The organism is Paraburkholderia sp. BL10I2N1 (genome assembly GCF_004361815.1).
In the GTDB taxonomy this organism is placed as follows: Bacteria; Pseudomonadota; Gammaproteobacteria; order Burkholderiales; family Burkholderiaceae; genus Paraburkholderia.
Genome location: NZ_SNWA01000001.1, coordinates 873,767 through 887,306 on the forward strand (window position 1 = coordinate 873,767; position 13,540 = coordinate 887,306).

The 13,540-nt window shown below is 61.1% G+C and carries 15 protein-coding genes and 1 other RNA gene; 3 read left to right on the plus strand and 13 right to left on the minus strand.

The genetic code is table 11. The features are described 5' to 3' along the window. Window positions 1-13: 13 nt before the first annotated feature. From erpA to B0G77_RS04070, 4 genes are all read right to left on the minus strand, one after another. Window positions 14-379: an iron-sulfur cluster insertion protein ErpA gene (gene erpA, locus B0G77_RS04055; protein WP_133660958.1), complete on the minus strand. Its 366-nt coding sequence runs from the start codon at window positions 377-379 to the stop codon at window positions 14-16. A 236-nt stretch (window positions 380-615) separates the two neighbouring features. Next, a complete protein-coding gene (gene rpsI, locus B0G77_RS04060) occupies window positions 616-1,008 on the minus strand; it encodes a 30S ribosomal protein S9 (protein ID WP_133660959.1) in 393 nt (130 codons plus the stop codon). A gap of 11 nt (window positions 1,009-1,019) precedes the next feature. Next, window positions 1,020-1,448 (minus strand): 50S ribosomal protein L13, encoded by a 429-nt coding sequence (gene rplM / locus B0G77_RS04065; protein WP_075158980.1) that lies wholly within the window; start codon window positions 1,446-1,448, stop codon window positions 1,020-1,022. A gap of 44 nt (window positions 1,449-1,492) precedes the next feature. Continuing rightward, complete coding sequence (locus B0G77_RS04070) at window positions 1,493-1,711, minus strand: hypothetical protein (protein ID WP_133660960.1); 219 nt, start codon at window positions 1,709-1,711, stop codon at window positions 1,493-1,495. A 342-nt stretch (window positions 1,712-2,053) separates the two neighbouring features. Here B0G77_RS04070 and B0G77_RS04075 point away from each other — a divergent pair, with 342 nt between their 5' ends. Next, window positions 2,054-2,476 (plus strand): OsmC family protein, encoded by a 423-nt coding sequence (locus tag B0G77_RS04075; RefSeq protein ID WP_133664034.1) that lies wholly within the window; start codon window positions 2,054-2,056, stop codon window positions 2,474-2,476. An 85-nt stretch (window positions 2,477-2,561) separates the two neighbouring features. Here the strand turns inward: B0G77_RS04075 and rnpB are convergent. From rnpB to pyrC, 3 genes are all read right to left on the minus strand, one after another. Further along, an RNA gene (rnpB, locus tag B0G77_RS04080) (RNase P RNA component class A) lies at window positions 2,562-2,976 on the minus strand. Window positions 2,977-3,045: 69 nt separating this feature from the next. After that, window positions 3,046-3,915: a DUF3025 domain-containing protein gene (locus B0G77_RS04085; protein WP_208116393.1), complete on the minus strand. Its 870-nt coding sequence runs from the start codon at window positions 3,913-3,915 to the stop codon at window positions 3,046-3,048. 48 nt (window positions 3,916-3,963) lie between these two features. After that, the gene (gene pyrC / locus B0G77_RS04090; protein ID WP_133660962.1) at window positions 3,964-5,025 is read right to left on the minus strand and encodes a dihydroorotase; all 1,062 of its coding nucleotides are present in this window, start codon (window positions 5,023-5,025) and stop codon (window positions 3,964-3,966) included. Between the two features lie 180 nt (window positions 5,026-5,205). Between pyrC and B0G77_RS04095 the strand changes: the two genes are divergently transcribed. Beyond that, window positions 5,206-6,117, plus strand: coding sequence for a class II glutamine amidotransferase (locus B0G77_RS04095; RefSeq protein ID WP_133660963.1), 912 nt, complete (start codon window positions 5,206-5,208; stop codon window positions 6,115-6,117). Between the two features lie 85 nt (window positions 6,118-6,202). On the opposite strand, the gene B0G77_RS04100 is transcribed toward B0G77_RS04095, so the two are convergent. The 6 genes from B0G77_RS04100 to B0G77_RS04125 all read right to left on the minus strand — a co-directional run bounded on the left by B0G77_RS04100 (window position 6,203) and on the right by B0G77_RS04125 (window position 11,976). After that, window positions 6,203-6,928 (minus strand): amino acid ABC transporter ATP-binding protein, encoded by a 726-nt coding sequence (locus B0G77_RS04100; RefSeq protein ID WP_133660964.1) that lies wholly within the window; start codon window positions 6,926-6,928, stop codon window positions 6,203-6,205. Continuing rightward, complete coding sequence (gltK, locus tag B0G77_RS04105) at window positions 6,925-7,602, minus strand: glutamate/aspartate ABC transporter permease GltK (protein ID WP_133660965.1); 678 nt, start codon at window positions 7,600-7,602, stop codon at window positions 6,925-6,927. Before gltK ends, B0G77_RS04100 begins: the two co-directional genes overlap by 4 nt. Next, window positions 7,602-8,342, minus strand: coding sequence for an amino acid ABC transporter permease (locus tag B0G77_RS04110; RefSeq protein WP_133660966.1), 741 nt, complete (start codon window positions 8,340-8,342; stop codon window positions 7,602-7,604). Before B0G77_RS04110 ends, gltK begins: the two co-directional genes overlap by 1 nt. A gap of 90 nt (window positions 8,343-8,432) precedes the next feature. Continuing rightward, window positions 8,433-9,326 (minus strand): glutamate/aspartate ABC transporter substrate-binding protein, encoded by an 894-nt coding sequence (locus B0G77_RS04115; protein WP_133660967.1) that lies wholly within the window; start codon window positions 9,324-9,326, stop codon window positions 8,433-8,435. 205 nt (window positions 9,327-9,531) lie between these two features. Beyond that, window positions 9,532-10,836: a Glu/Leu/Phe/Val dehydrogenase gene (locus tag B0G77_RS04120; RefSeq protein ID WP_133660968.1), complete on the minus strand. Its 1,305-nt coding sequence runs from the start codon at window positions 10,834-10,836 to the stop codon at window positions 9,532-9,534. Window positions 10,837-11,019: 183 nt separating this feature from the next. Next, complete coding sequence (locus B0G77_RS04125) at window positions 11,020-11,976, minus strand: LysR family transcriptional regulator (protein WP_133660969.1); 957 nt, start codon at window positions 11,974-11,976, stop codon at window positions 11,020-11,022. 156 nt (window positions 11,977-12,132) lie between these two features. Here B0G77_RS04125 and purB point away from each other — a divergent pair, with 156 nt between their 5' ends. Continuing rightward, window positions 12,133-13,521: an adenylosuccinate lyase gene (gene purB / locus B0G77_RS04130; RefSeq protein WP_133660970.1), complete on the plus strand. Its 1,389-nt coding sequence runs from the start codon at window positions 12,133-12,135 to the stop codon at window positions 13,519-13,521. The last annotated feature ends 19 nt before the right edge of the window (window positions 13,522-13,540 follow it).

Here is a 13,540-nt window from a genome sequence, read left to right on the forward strand (position 1 = left end):
CGTCAGCCGATAATCAGACCGAGAACGACGAACCGCAACCGCAGGTGGTCGTGGCATTCGGATTCTTGATCACGAACTGGGCACCGTTGATGTCGTCCTTATAGTCGATCTCAGCGCCTACCAGATACTGGTAGCTCATCGAGTCGATCAGCAGCTGGACGCCGCTCTTGTTCATCACGGTGTCGTCTTCATTGACGGCTTCGTCGAACGTAAAACCGTACTGAAAGCCCGAGCAGCCGCCGCCCTGCACGAAAACGCGCAGCTTCAGCTCCGGGTTGCCTTCTTCATCGATCAGTTGCTTGACCTTCTCAGCCGCTGCGTCGGTGAAAACGAAGGGGCCCGGCATCTCGGTTACGGGGGTGTCGGTGACTGCGTTCATTCGAACTCTCCAAAAAAGCTTCTAGACGCTATTGTAGGGCTGATCTCGATATCGTGCTGAACCCCCATAAAATCAATGGGTTCTTGTAGCGATAGTTGTCCCCCATCGCAACAATGGCATGGAGCGAGCGCCCGAGCACTTGGTCCAATGAAAAAAGCCGCCAACGCATCTGCGAAGGCGGCTTTTTGCAGCGATTTCGCCCGGGTTGCCCCATCGGCGAAACCAGCCCGAAGCGATTAACGCTTCGAGAATTGCTTCCTGCGGCGTGCCTTGTGGAAGCCGACCTTCTTACGTTCGACTTCACGTGCATCACGCGTCACGAAGCCAGCGTTCGACAGAGCCGGCTTCAGCGTTGCGTCGTAGTCCATCAGCGCGCGGGTGATGCCGTGGCGAACCGCACCGGCCTGACCCGTTTCACCGCCACCCGACACGTTCACCTTGATGTCGAACGTTACAGCGTGGTTCGTGAGTTCCAGCGGCTGGCGCACGATCATCAGCGAGGTTTCGCGCGAGAAGTAGTCGGCGATGGGCTTGCCGTTCACAACGATGTCGCCCTTGCCTGCCTTGATGAAGACACGAGCAACGGCGCTCTTGCGGCGGCCCGTACCGTAGTTCCAGTTACCGATCATGTGGGCTCCCCTTAGATCTCGAGCGCTTTCGGCTGTTGCGCCGAATGCGGATGCGTTGCTTCGGCGTAGACCTTCAGCTTCTTGATCATCGCGTAGCCGAGCGGGCCCTTCGGCAGCATGCCCTTGACCGCCTTCTCGAGCGCACGGCCCGGGAAGCGTTCCTGCATCTTGCCGAACGTCGTTTCGTAGATACCGCCCGGGTAGCCCGAGTGGCGATAGTACTTCTTGTCTGTGGTCTTGTTGCCCGTGACCTTCAGCTTGCCGGCGTTGATAACGATGATGAAATCACCGGTGTCGACGTGCGGGGTGAACTCAGGCTTGTGCTTGCCGCGAAGACGGCGTGCCACTTCGCTGGCGACACGGCCGAGAACCTTATCCGTCGCGTCAATCACGTACCATTCGCGCGTCACCTCATGGGCTTTTGCGGAAAACGTCTTCATGATCGATCCAAATAAAAATGCTTTGCCCTGTGTTTTTTTCCTGCTTAGGTGTCGCGCATCGAGGCGCTGTGCAGGCTCTCCCTGTTCTTCTCCCGCGGGCATATGCGGAAAAGCCCTGAATTATAAAGGAAATTGCCGCGCCAAGTCAAAACATCCGGCAGAAAGGAGAGCCAGAGGGCGAAAAAAAGCCCGAACTCGCGGTTCGGGCTTAATCCACCAAAGGAGGAGGGTGGAGGAGACATGCTGAGGTAGACGAACTGCATCAACCAATGATTGCGATTATATGAGGCCACCTTGTGCAACGCAAGATCATTTGCATGATGAAATTTGTTTTCACGATGCGAAACAACAACACCCGACGTCTGAATAGGCAAAAACCCTTATCAATCAACCGAAATCTCGGCTTTTTCGCGGACTCGCGAGCTCGGCAAGTAGAACTAAACCCCTGGTTAGAGAGGGGCATCCGACGCCGACCAGACATGCCGCAGCGCAACACGCAAGGTTTTAGCAAGCATAATGCAGTGTCGTCGTCCCTTCGGGCGGGCCTTGAATCGCCGGGCTACAATGCCCATCTCGAATTCAAGCGCACGCGCTGGAGTACAGGCATGGAATGCAAGGTAACTTGGATGGGGCAGGACGGGATGGCTTTCGCCGCCGAAACGGGCAGCGGCCATCTGGCCATGATGGATGGAGCACCGGAGGGTGGTGGCCGCAATCTCGCGCCGCGTCCAATGGAAATGGTTCTGTTGGGCACGGGTGGCTGCACGGCCTACGATGTCGTGATGATCCTGAAGAAAAGCCGTCAGGAGATCGCCGGCTGCTCGGTCACGCTGAAGGCGGAACGCGCCAGCGAAGACCCGAAGGTCTTCACGAAAATCCATTTCCACTTCACAGTGACGGGCAAGAACCTGAATCCGGCGACGGTCGAACGCGCGATCAACCTGTCGCACGACAAGTACTGCTCGGCGTCGATCATGATCGCCAAAACGGCCGAGTTGACTCACTCGTTCGATATCGTCGCGGTCTGATTCCGCGCGACGGGCCCGCAGTAGACGTCATGCCGCAATGCAAAACGCCGGCGTCGAGATTCGACGCCGGCGTTTTTTGTTCAGGTGGCAAAGCAGGCCGATAAGCCGGATTCTGTGCACGCGCCACATCCGAAAACGCGACGCGCGTGGCAGCCATTCCTCTAGGCGCGCCATTGCTGGCGCGCTCAAGCTTCCTACCCGCAGACGAGACGGGGGCCCCGTCCTGCATCTCGAAGATGCGCGCCTGCCTACTTGGAATTGCTCCGGGTGGAGGTTACCGTGCCGGTCTGCGTCGCCGCAGCCGCGGTGCGCTCTTACCGCACCGTTTCACCCTTACCTGATCCCGGCTTGCACCGGGCCATCGGCGGTTTGCTTTCTGTTGCCCTGTTCCGCGTGTCACCACGGATGGCCGTTAGCCATCACCCTGCCCTGTGGAGTCCGGACTTTCCTCGCCCTCGTTGGCTTAAAGCCGCGGAGGCCGCGACTGCCTGGCCTGCTTCGCTGGCGGGGATTCTAACACCGGCGCGCCGAACCGCCGGTGCGACGCGCAGAAATAGCGGCGTGGCGCATCAGCGAGCGCGTCGGCCCCGGCGGAATACCGAAGCGTCGTCATAGAAAGATGGCGCTTCGTTCGCCTGCCACCAGCCCGGAATGCCCAAAACAGGAAGCGGCGCAAAAACGCGCCCGCCCAGTTCATCCGCCGTTGACAGCGCCTGGCTCACCGCGGCGTCGAGCCACTCGTCGCGCCCGGCGACCGGCCATGCGAAGTACGCTGGCGGCACATCGACGATCCACGCGTGCGCGGTGCATGCCTTGTATGGCGTGACCAGTTTTTCCAGCAATGCGTGACCGAAGCACCGCACTTCGCACGCCGCCCCCCAAGCCGCGCGACCGGCGACAAACAGCGTCTGCCAGTCGAACGCGCGCAGCGCAGCGCTCAGCGCGGGATCGGCACAGGCGAACAGGACAGCGTTCTCGTCGAAGAGCGTCAGCGCGTCACGCGTGGCCCCGCGCGTCGGGCCGACACCCAGTGCTTCGATCGCGGCCGACTGGCGCGCATTCAGCGCCGCCTTGATTCCCGGAAACTGAAACCAGACGAGCGCGTTGAAGAAGTCATGCAGGTTATGGCGGGTCGGCACACAGCCGGTCGATGCGATATGCGCCTCGTAGGCCGAGCCGGTCGGCAGGTCCCCCTGCGCAATGAAAGCGAGACGCTCGCCGCGGCCCGTCGTCTGGCTGGAATGCCGGGCGTCCGCGTTCATTTCAGCGAGCAGCGCAGCCTCGCTGGCGAGCGCCGCCTGTTGCCAGCGCACGCCGCGCGCGGCGAACTGCGCAAACCACGGCGTCGACCAGTCGATATGCTCGAAACCCGGCTTGACCGGCAGGCCTCGTGTCTCCGCCCCGGCTGGCGCAGTACCGGCCGAAGACAGATTGCACATGACACCTTCGGCGGTGGCTGCCCACCCGTCTTCAGAGCACATCACGCCTCAGACGAGACGCCAGTCCATCGGCTCGCCGCCGCGCAGCGGCACCACCGGCGTATCGCCGACAGCGACCTCGGCCGGCAGCGTCCATTCTTCGCGACGCAGCGTCACCTTCTCACTGCTGCGCGGCAGACCATAGAAGTCCGCGCCGAAGAAACTCGCGAACCCCTCGAGCCTGTCGAGCGCGCCAGCCTTGTCGAAGGCTTCCGCGTACAGCTCAAGCGCGTGCAGCGCCGTATAGCAGCCCGCGCAGCCGCACGCGTGCTCCTTCAGTCCTTTTGGATGCGGCGCGCTGTCCGTGCCGAGGAAAAATCGGGGATTGCCCGATGTCGCCGCCTCGACGAGCGCCACGCGATGCGTCTCGCGCTTCAGCACCGGTAGACAGTAGTAGTGCGGGCGAATGCCGCCCTGGAAAATCGCGTTGCGGTTGTACAGCAGGTGGTGCGCCGTAATCGTCGCGCCGAGCAGGTCGGGGGCCGCGCCGGCTTCGCGGATGTAGTCGACGGCATCCTTCGTCGTAATGTGTTCGAACACCACCTTGAGCGCCGGGAAATCGCGACGCAGCGGCGTCATCACGCGATCGATGAACACCTTCTCGCGATCGAACAGATCGATCGACGAATCCGTCACCTCGCCGTGCACCAGAAGCGGCATGCCCGCTTCCTGCATCGCTTCAAGCATCTTCGCACATTTCATGATGTCCGTGACGCCGGCGTCCGAGTTGGTCGTGGCACCCGCCGGATACAGCTTCACGCCATGCACGAAGCCGCTTTCGCGCGCGCGGCGGATTTCGTCGGGCGGCGTGTTGTCCGTGAGGTACAGCGTCATCAGCGGTTCGAAGTTCACGCCCGCCGGAATCGCGGCGACGATCCGCTCGCGATACGCCTGTGCCTGGGCCGTCGTGGTGATGGGCGGCTTCAGGTTCGGCATGATGATTGCGCGGCCGAACTGACGCGCGGTGTGCGGCAGTACCGCGGCCATCATCTCGCCATCACGCACGTGAAGGTGCCAGTCGTCGGGGCGGGCGAGTCTCAGGGTATCCGAAGAAACGTTGGAAGCAGTCATGGCGAGAGGAATACCGGGCGAAAGTGGCGCAATGGCGCAGTTCAATCGATGTGGGCAAACCGCAACGTTGCGGCCTGAATACCCGTCAATTTGATTGTTTGCCGCTTCTGACCCGGTGATATGCTTGGAAAATCATCATTGTAACGGGTCACCCCGTTCACCCGCCCGGCTTTCCGCACCATGTGCCAACTACTCGGAATGAACTGCGCCGCGCCGACGGACGTCACGTTCTCGTTCACCGGCTTCGCGGCGCGCGGCGGCGTCACCGATCACCACGCGGACGGCTGGGGCATCGCCTTCTTCGAGGACAAGGCCTGCCGCCTCTTCATCGACCACCAATCGTCAGCCACTTCGCCGATCGCCGAGATGGTGAAGCGCTATCCGATCAAGTCGAAGAACACGATCGCGCATATCCGCAAGGCGACGCAAGGTCATATCCTCCTGGAGAACTGCCACCCGTTCATGCGCGAACTGTGGGGCCGCCACTGGATCTTCGCGCACAACGGCGACCTGCAAAGCTACCAGCCGTTCCTCACGGGCGTCTATCAACCGGTCGGCACGACGGATAGCGAACTCGCGTTCTGCGCGCTGCTGCAAGGCTTGCGCAAGGCGTTCCCGGGCACGCAGCCACCGCTCGATGAACTGTTCGCCGGGCTCGAAACCTTGACGCGGGAGATCACGCATTTCGGCGTGTTCAACTTCCTGATGTCCAACGGGCAGGCGCTGTTCGCGCACTGCTCGACGCGCCTGCACTATCTCGTGCGCCGCTGGCCGTTTTCGACCGCGCACCTGGTCGACGCGGACGTGTCGATCGATTTCGCGAAGTACACCACGCCGGAAGACCGCGTTGCGGTGATCGCCACGCAGCCGCTCACGGACAACGAAGTCTGGACGGCATTCGAACCCGGCGACCTGCTGATGTTCCAGCACGGCGAGGTGATCGGCCGCACGAACGTGCCGGTGCCGCCGGCGGTGCTCGAAAAGTTGCGCGATCCCGCCAGCGATCCGTCCGCCTCGGCGACCACCATTCGCCAGTCGGCCGACGACACGGTCGACCTCGAAGCGGACGACACAGCAGCCTACGAATCCTGACACGCAACACACTCGCGCCGCCAGCAAAAAAGCCGCATCGGATGCGGCTTTTTTGCTGCAACTTCCAGCGCGAGCGCTGCAAGACTCAGTGCAGGATCTTCGCCAGAAAATCCTTCGCGCGATCCGACTTCGGATTCGCGAAGAACTCTTCCTTGCGGTCGTCTTCGACGATGAGGCCTTTGTCCATGAAGATCACGCGATGCGCGACCTTCTTCGCAAAACCCATTTCGTGCGTGACGCACATCATCGTCATGCCTTCCTGCGCGAGTTCGACCATCACGTCGAGCACTTCGTTGATCATCTCGGGATCGAGTGCCGAGGTCGGTTCGTCGAACAGCATCGCGATGGGGTCCATCGACAACGCACGCGCGATCGCCACCCGCTGCTGCTGACCACCCGACAGCTGCCCCGGATACTTGTCCGCATGCGCACGCAGGCCCACGCGATCGAGCAGCTTCAGGCCCTTCGCATTGGCTTCGTCGTTCGAACGGCCGAGCACCTTGATCTGCGCGAGCGTCAGGTTCTCGGTAATCGACAGATGCGGGAACAGCTCGAAGTGCTGGAACACCATACCGACTTTCGCGCGCAGCTTCGACAGATTCGTCTTTTTGTCGGTGAGCGATTGACCGTCGATCGTGATCTCGCCCTTCTGGAACGGCTCGAGGCCGTTCACCGTCTTGATGAGCGTCGACTTGCCCGAACCCGACGGGCCGCACACCACAACCACTTCGCCTTTTTTCACTTCCGTCGAGCAGTCGGTCAGTACCTGAAACTGTCCATACCACTTCGAAACATTGTTGATTGAGATCATCTTGCGACCTTTTTCTGAAGACCTTTGACAAGGCTCGACGCGAGCACACAAATCACGAAATAGCACGCGCCCGCGAACAGTACCATCTCGACGTTGGTGCCGTCACGGTCGCCAATATTCGTGGCCGTACGGAAGAAATCCGCGAGGCTGATCACGTAGACAAGCGACGTATCCTGAAAGAGCACGATGGCCTGCGTCAACAGCAACGGCACCATCGCGCGAAACGCCTGCGGCAGCACGACGAGGCGCATTGCCTGGCCATAACCCATGCCGAGCGCGAAGGCCGCATTCACCTGTCCACGCGACACCGCCTGAATCCCGGCGCGGATGATTTCCGAATAGTAAGCTGCCTCGAAAAGCGAGAAAGCGACCATCGCCGACGCCAGACGGATATCGATATCCGGCGACAGTCCGAGCACGTTCTGCAGCACCTGCGGCACGATCAGGAAGAACCACAGCAGCACCATCACGAGCGGGATCGAACGGAAAACCGTGACGTAGCCCTGCGCGAACCACTGGAACGGCTTGAACGACGACAACCGCATCATCGCGAGCACGGTGCCCCATACGATACCGATGACGATTGCGATCAGCGTGATCTTGAACGTGACAATGACGCCGGTCCAAAGCGTGGGCATTGCGCCCGGAATACTGCTCCAGTCGAAATGATGCATCACTTGCCTCCGATGTAGCCAGGCAGCCGGGTTCTGCGCTCGATCACGCGCATCAGCTGCATCACGACGAGGTTGATGATCACATAGGCGAGCGTCACCGCGATGAACGACTCATATGCCTGTGACGTGTAGTCGACAAGCTGACGCGCCTGTGCGGACAGATCGAGCAGCCCGATCGTCGACGCAACCGCCGAGTTCTTGAAGATGTTCAGAAACTCGGACGTGAGCGGTGGCACGATGATCCGGTACGCGACAGGTAACAGCACATAGCGGTACGTCTGCCATTGCGTGAAGCCCATTGCGAGACCCGCCGCACGCTGGCCACGCGGCAATGCGTTGATGCCCGAGCGCACCTGCTCGCACACACGCGCGGCGGTGAAAAGCCCAAGGCACACGATCGACGAGGAGAAGAACTGCGCATTCGGCGGCAACTGCTTGTACCACGTGCCGATGGACACCGGCAGCAGTTCCGGTATCACGAGATACCAGATGAAAAACTGAACAATCAGCGGAATGTTGCGGAAAATCGCGACATAGACCGTGCCGGCGCCCGCGAGCCATTTGTTCGGCACCGTGCGCAGCACGCCAAAGAACGATCCGACGATAAGCGCGATCACCCAGGCCGACAGCGACACCGTGATCGTCACCCAGAAGCCGGACAACAGCCAGCCCAGATAGGTGGTCGGCTCACCGGTCGAAACCGGACTCAGCAGAATGCCCCAGTTCCAGTGATAAGACATGACGAAGACTCCAGCAAAAAGAAACGGAAGAAGCGCATGGCCCCTTCCGTTTCGTCTGACGCGTTGAATTGACGCGAGAAGCAGCGACGATCAGTCGATTGCCTTGTCGTTCGGGCTCTTGAATAGCGCCTTGATGTCGTCGCTTTCCGGGAAGTTCAGGTTGAGACCCTTCGGCGGAATCGGCGATTCAAACCACTTCTTGTAGATCGCGTCGGCTTCGCCCGAGGTCTGGACCTTCGCGATGGCAGCGTCGACAACCTTCTTGAACTCTGGATCGTTCTTGCGCAGCATACAACCGTACGCCTCATGCGACTGTGGGCCGGCCACGATCACGAAATCACCCGGATTGTTCGATTTGGCGCGTTCACCGGCGAGCAGCGCATCGTCCATCATGAACGCGGCGGCCCGGCCCGTTGACAGCGTCAGGAACGACTCGCCGTGGTCCTTCGCGCTGATGATGTTCATGCCCATGTTCTTGTCCTGGTTCATCTTGCGAAGCAGGCGCTCGGACGTGGTGCCGGCCGTCGTCACGACGGTCTTGCCCTTCAGGTCCGTCCAGTCCTTGATGCCCGAATCTTTCTTCGTCATCAGACGGGTGCCGATCACGAAAATCGTGTTCGAGAACGCCACCTGTTGCTGGCGCTCGGCGTTGTTCGTCGTCGATCCGCACTCGAGATCGATCGTGCCATTCTGAACCAGCGGAATGCGGTTTTGCGACGTCACCGGTATCAGCTTGACCTTCAGGTCCGGCATGTTGAGCTTCTGCTTGACGGCATCCACCACCTTCAGCGCGAACTCCTGCGAATAGCCGACGACATTCTGCTTGTCATCATAGTAAGAAAAAGGAATCGACGATTCGCGGTGCCCCAGCGAAATCACGCCCGTATCCTTGATTTTCTTCAGAGTGCCCGCGTCCTGCGCGTGCGCGCCAACGGCAAACAGACCCAGTGTCGCGAGAAGCAGCGCAGCTTTTTTAACATTCATGTTGTGATCTCCTTGGCAAGAACCGGCGCCAGTTTAACAAGGTAACCATTCTGAAAGTAATGCCTGTTAACCATGTTTTAGCTTATCTGATGCGTGCGCCCAACACCCTTTTTCGCCGCACGCAGGCGAAAGCGGGCGGCATCTTTCAATGCCGCCCGCTTTCATGATGTCACTTGCTGCGATTTACAGCCTGAAAACCTGTCGATCAGGGGTACAGACCGCGCATTTCCCGCGCCTGCAGGATCCGCTTACATGCGACGATGAACGCAGCCGTACGCACCGACACGTTCTGTTCGCTCGACACCTGCCACACCGCCGCAAATGCCTCGCGCATCACGCGCTCGAGGCGCTCGTTGATCTCGTCTTCGGTCCAGAAGAAGCTCGAGAAATCCTGCACCCATTCGAAGTACGACACCGTGACGCCGCCCGCATTCGCGACCACGTCCGGAATCACGAGGATGCCCTTGTCATGGAGAATGTCGTCGGCCGCGGTCGTAGTCGGGCCGTTCGCGCCTTCGACGATGATCTTCGTACGGATTTTCGACGCATTCTTCTCGGTGATCTGGTTTTCGAGCGCGGCCGGGATCAGGATGTCCGACTCGATGCCCCAGAAATCTTCGTTGGCGATCGTGTCGGCTTCGGGGTAACCGCCCACGCCGCCCGTCTTCGCAACGTGTTCGAGGAGCGCCACGGCGTCGATGCCCGACGACTTGTAAAGCGTTCCCGTGTGATCCTGCACGGCGACGACCTTCGCACCCGCTTCCTGGAACAGGCGCGCCGCGATCCCGCCGACGTTGCCGAAGCCCTGCACGGCGATCCGTGCGCCTTCGATGTCGAAGCCGATACGGCGTGCCGCTTCGCAACCGACCACAAACACGCCGCGGCCCGTCGCTTCACGACGGCCGAGCGAACCGCCGAGCGTGATCGGCTTGCCGGTCACAACGCCCGTGGCCGTCTGGCCCTGGTTCATCGAGTAGGTGTCCATCATCCACGCCATGATCTGCTCGTTCGTGTTCACGTCCGGCGCGGGGATGTCGGTGTTCGGCCCGATGATGATGCCGATTTCGCTGGTGTAGCGGCGCGTTACGCGCTCCAGTTCGCCACGCGAAAGCTTGCGCGGATCGAGACGGATGCCGCCTTTCGCGCCGCCGTACGGCACGTTCACAGCCGCATTCTTGACCGACATCCACGCGGACAGCGCCATCACTTCCGACAGTGTCACGTCCTGGTGATAACGCACACCACCCTTGCCCGGACCACGCGAAACGTTGTGCTGCACGCGATAGCCTTCGAAGTGAGCGACCGTGCCGTTATCGAGTTCGATAGGCACATCAACGATCAGAATCCGCTTCGGCCGCTTCAGGGTTTCGAGCCAGCGCGACAGCGGACCGAGATAGGGCGCTACGCGGTCGACCTGACGAAGATAGTTGCCCCAGGGGCCAAGATCGTCGCTATGCAGGTAGGACGGGATGGATTGCGAGGATGCTGCGGACTGCGGTTGAGATGACATGAACGCTCCGGCGTCGATCGGAATGACGCCATTGTCGAAAAACGCTCAGTCTAAATCCAATGCCGTTTGATCATCCCGTTATGTTTTTCTTGCATAACGTTTAAAAAACGAAAAAGTGTGTCGCATGGATGCGTGGTAGTCGCCTGCAGGATGCAGGCGACCAGACTGGCGCAACGCGGCGCCTTACTGCTGTCCCTGCGCGAGCTCCGCGGTGACGACGTCCCACAGTTGCCGCACCAGCACCTGGCGAGGATCGTCGCCCTGCGCCGCGAGCTTGTCCCGGTACAGGCGAATCTCCATCGTCAGCGAGAACTGCCCCTGTGGGACACCCCGCGATGCGCGATCGAGGCGAATCAGATGACCTTCCGCGACGGCGTCCTCGACCGCGCTATGCGGCAGGAAGGCAAGCCCGTGACCAGCGAGCGCCATCGCTTTCAACCCTTCGGCCATGTCCGTTTCGTAGACACGATCAAGGTACAGGCGGGCCGGCGCATTCGCGATGATCACCTCGGTCATGCGCCCGAGGTACGCGTTCGGCGTGTACGACAGATAGGGCGCTGGGGCGTCGGGCGTGCCGGGTAGCGTGTGCCGGGGCCGCCCGGCGCGGCCCGGCGCCGAGAACGGACTGATTTCCTCGACGCCGAGCGTCAGCATGTCGTAGCGAGCCGGATCGAGCGCCACCGGATGACTCGGATGGTGATAACCCATAACCAGATCGCAACCACCTTCCACCAGCGAAAGCACCGCATCGTGCACGTTCAGTGCGCGCAGCCGCGTGTGCACGGAGCCCAGCCTGGCCTCGATACGCTGCAACCACTTCGGAAAATACGTCAGCGACAAGGTATGCGGCACCGCGAATTCGATCGTCGCCGCGGGCGTGGCGGTGTGGCCGCGCAACAGCGTGCGCGCCTCGTGGAACTGCGACAGCATCGCGAGCGCCTGCTCGTAGAACACCTGTCCGGCGGAAGTCAGGCGCGTCGGATAAACCGAACGATCGATCAGCTCCGTGCCCAGCCACGCCTCGAGCGCCTGGATCCGGCGCGAAAACGCAGGTTGCGTCACGTGCCGCAACTCAGCCGAGCGGCTGAAACTGCGGGTCTCCGCCAGCGAAACGAAGTCTTCGAGCCATTTCAGTTCCATGCGGACTCTGCCAGTGAGCGGCGAAAGAGGAAAAAGAAGTCAGCATTCTAGCGGCGTAGCGCCAGGTCGTGCCCTTCGAAAGGCGCCCCTGCGCGCCAGTGGTAAAATCCCCGGTTACTCCGCTTTCTGATCCTCACCTTCCGTCCCCGCCCCATCATGTCCGACACCCGCCCCGACACCCTCTTCGCCCTGACCGCGCTCTCTCCGCTCGACGGCCGCTATGCAGCGAAAACCGAAGCGCTGCGCGACTGGCTCTCGGAAGCCGCCTTCATGCGCCATCGCGTGATGGTCGAAATTCACTGGCTGATTGCCCTGTCGCGCGCCGGTTTCGCCGAGGTGCCGCGTTTTTCCGATGCGTCGGAGCAGTTCCTGCTGCAACTCGTCGAGCGCTTCACCGCGCACGACGCGGCACGAATCAAGGACATCGAACGCGTCACGAACCATGACGTGAAGGCGGTCGAATACTGGCTCAAGGAATCGGTGAAGGGTCAGCCGGAACTCGAACGTGCCAGCGAATTCATCCATTTCGCCTGCACATCTGAAGACATCAACAACACGTCGCACGGCCTGATGCTGGCCGGCGCGCGCGAACACGTGATCATTCCGGCGCTGCGCTCGGTCCACGCGCGCCTCGTTGCACTCGCCCACACACAGGCTGCGCAGCCGATGCTGTCGCGCACGCACGGCCAGCCGGCCAGCCCGACGACGCTCGGCAAGGAAATCGCCAACGTCGCGGCGCGCCTCGAACGCGCCATCGAACGCATCGCAAAGGTCGAACTGCTCGGCAAGATGAACGGTGCGGTCGGCAACTTCAACGCCCACCTTTCGGCGTATCCGCAATTCGACTGGGAAGCCTTCTCGCGCGAAGTGGTCGAACAGCGTCTGAAGCTCTCGTTCAATCCGTACACGATCCAGATCGAACCGCACGACTACATGGCCGAACTGTTCGACGCCGTCTCGCGCGCGAACACGATCCTGCTCGACCTCGACCGCGACGTGTGGGGCTACATCTCGGTCGGCTACTTCAAACAGCGCACGAAGGCCGGTGAAATCGGTTCGTCGACGATGCCGCACAAGGTCAACCCGATCGACTTCGAGAACTCGGAAGGCAACCTCGGCCTCGCCAACGCAACGCTGCGTCACCTCGCCGACAAGCTGCCGATCTCGCGCTGGCAGCGCGACCTGACCGACTCGACTGTGCTGCGCAACATCGGCGTTGCGTTCGGCTATTCGCTGCTCGCGTACGACTCGCTGATCCGCGGCCTCGACAAGCTCGAAGTGAACGCGCAGCGTCTGAACGAAGATCTCGACAACTGCTGGGAAGTGCTGGCTGAGCCGGTGCAAACCGTCATGCGCCGTTACGGCATCGAGAACCCCTACGAACAGCTGAAGGAACTGACGCGCGGCAAGGGCATTACCCGTGAAGGCCTGCAGGCTTTTATCAAGGGCCTCGCCATTCCGGCCGACGCGAAGGAGCGCCTGCTCGCGATGACCCCCGCATCGTACGTCGGCAAGGCGGTGGAACTGGCGAAGCGGATCGCATAAAGCGCGATTCTCCGCTTCA

Coding starts and splice junctions, on each gene's coding strand:
- B0G77_RS04110 (WP_133660966.1), bottom strand. CDS start 8,342: ATGTCTTATCACTGGAACTGGGGCATTCTGCTGAGTCCGGTTTCGACC.
- rplM (WP_075158980.1), bottom strand. CDS start 1,448: ATGAAGACGTTTTCCGCAAAAGCCCATGAGGTGACGCGCGAATGGTAC.
- B0G77_RS04100 (WP_133660964.1), bottom strand. CDS start 6,928: ATGATCTCAATCAACAATGTTTCGAAGTGGTATGGACAGTTTCAGGTA.
- B0G77_RS04120 (WP_133660968.1), bottom strand. CDS start 10,836: ATGTCATCTCAACCGCAGTCCGCAGCATCCTCGCAATCCATCCCGTCC.
- erpA (WP_133660958.1), bottom strand. CDS start 379: ATGAACGCAGTCACCGACACCCCCGTAACCGAGATGCCGGGCCCCTTC.
- B0G77_RS04085 (WP_208116393.1), bottom strand. CDS start 3,915: ATGTGCAATCTGTCTTCGGCCGGTACTGCGCCAGCCGGGGCGGAGACA.
- B0G77_RS04075 (WP_133664034.1), top strand. CDS start 2,054: ATGGAATGCAAGGTAACTTGGATGGGGCAGGACGGGATGGCTTTCGCC.
- B0G77_RS04115 (WP_133660967.1), bottom strand. CDS start 9,326: ATGAATGTTAAAAAAGCTGCGCTGCTTCTCGCGACACTGGGTCTGTTT.
- rpsI (WP_133660959.1), bottom strand. CDS start 1,008: ATGATCGGTAACTGGAACTACGGTACGGGCCGCCGCAAGAGCGCCGTT.
- B0G77_RS04125 (WP_133660969.1), bottom strand. CDS start 11,976: ATGGAACTGAAATGGCTCGAAGACTTCGTTTCGCTGGCGGAGACCCGC.
- gltK (WP_133660965.1), bottom strand. CDS start 7,602: ATGCATCATTTCGACTGGAGCAGTATTCCGGGCGCAATGCCCACGCTT.
- B0G77_RS04095 (WP_133660963.1), top strand. CDS start 5,206: ATGTGCCAACTACTCGGAATGAACTGCGCCGCGCCGACGGACGTCACG.
- purB (WP_133660970.1), top strand. CDS start 12,133: ATGTCCGACACCCGCCCCGACACCCTCTTCGCCCTGACCGCGCTCTCT.
- pyrC (WP_133660962.1), bottom strand. CDS start 5,025: ATGACTGCTTCCAACGTTTCTTCGGATACCCTGAGACTCGCCCGCCCC.
- B0G77_RS04070 (WP_133660960.1), bottom strand. CDS start 1,711: ATGCAGTTCGTCTACCTCAGCATGTCTCCTCCACCCTCCTCCTTTGGT.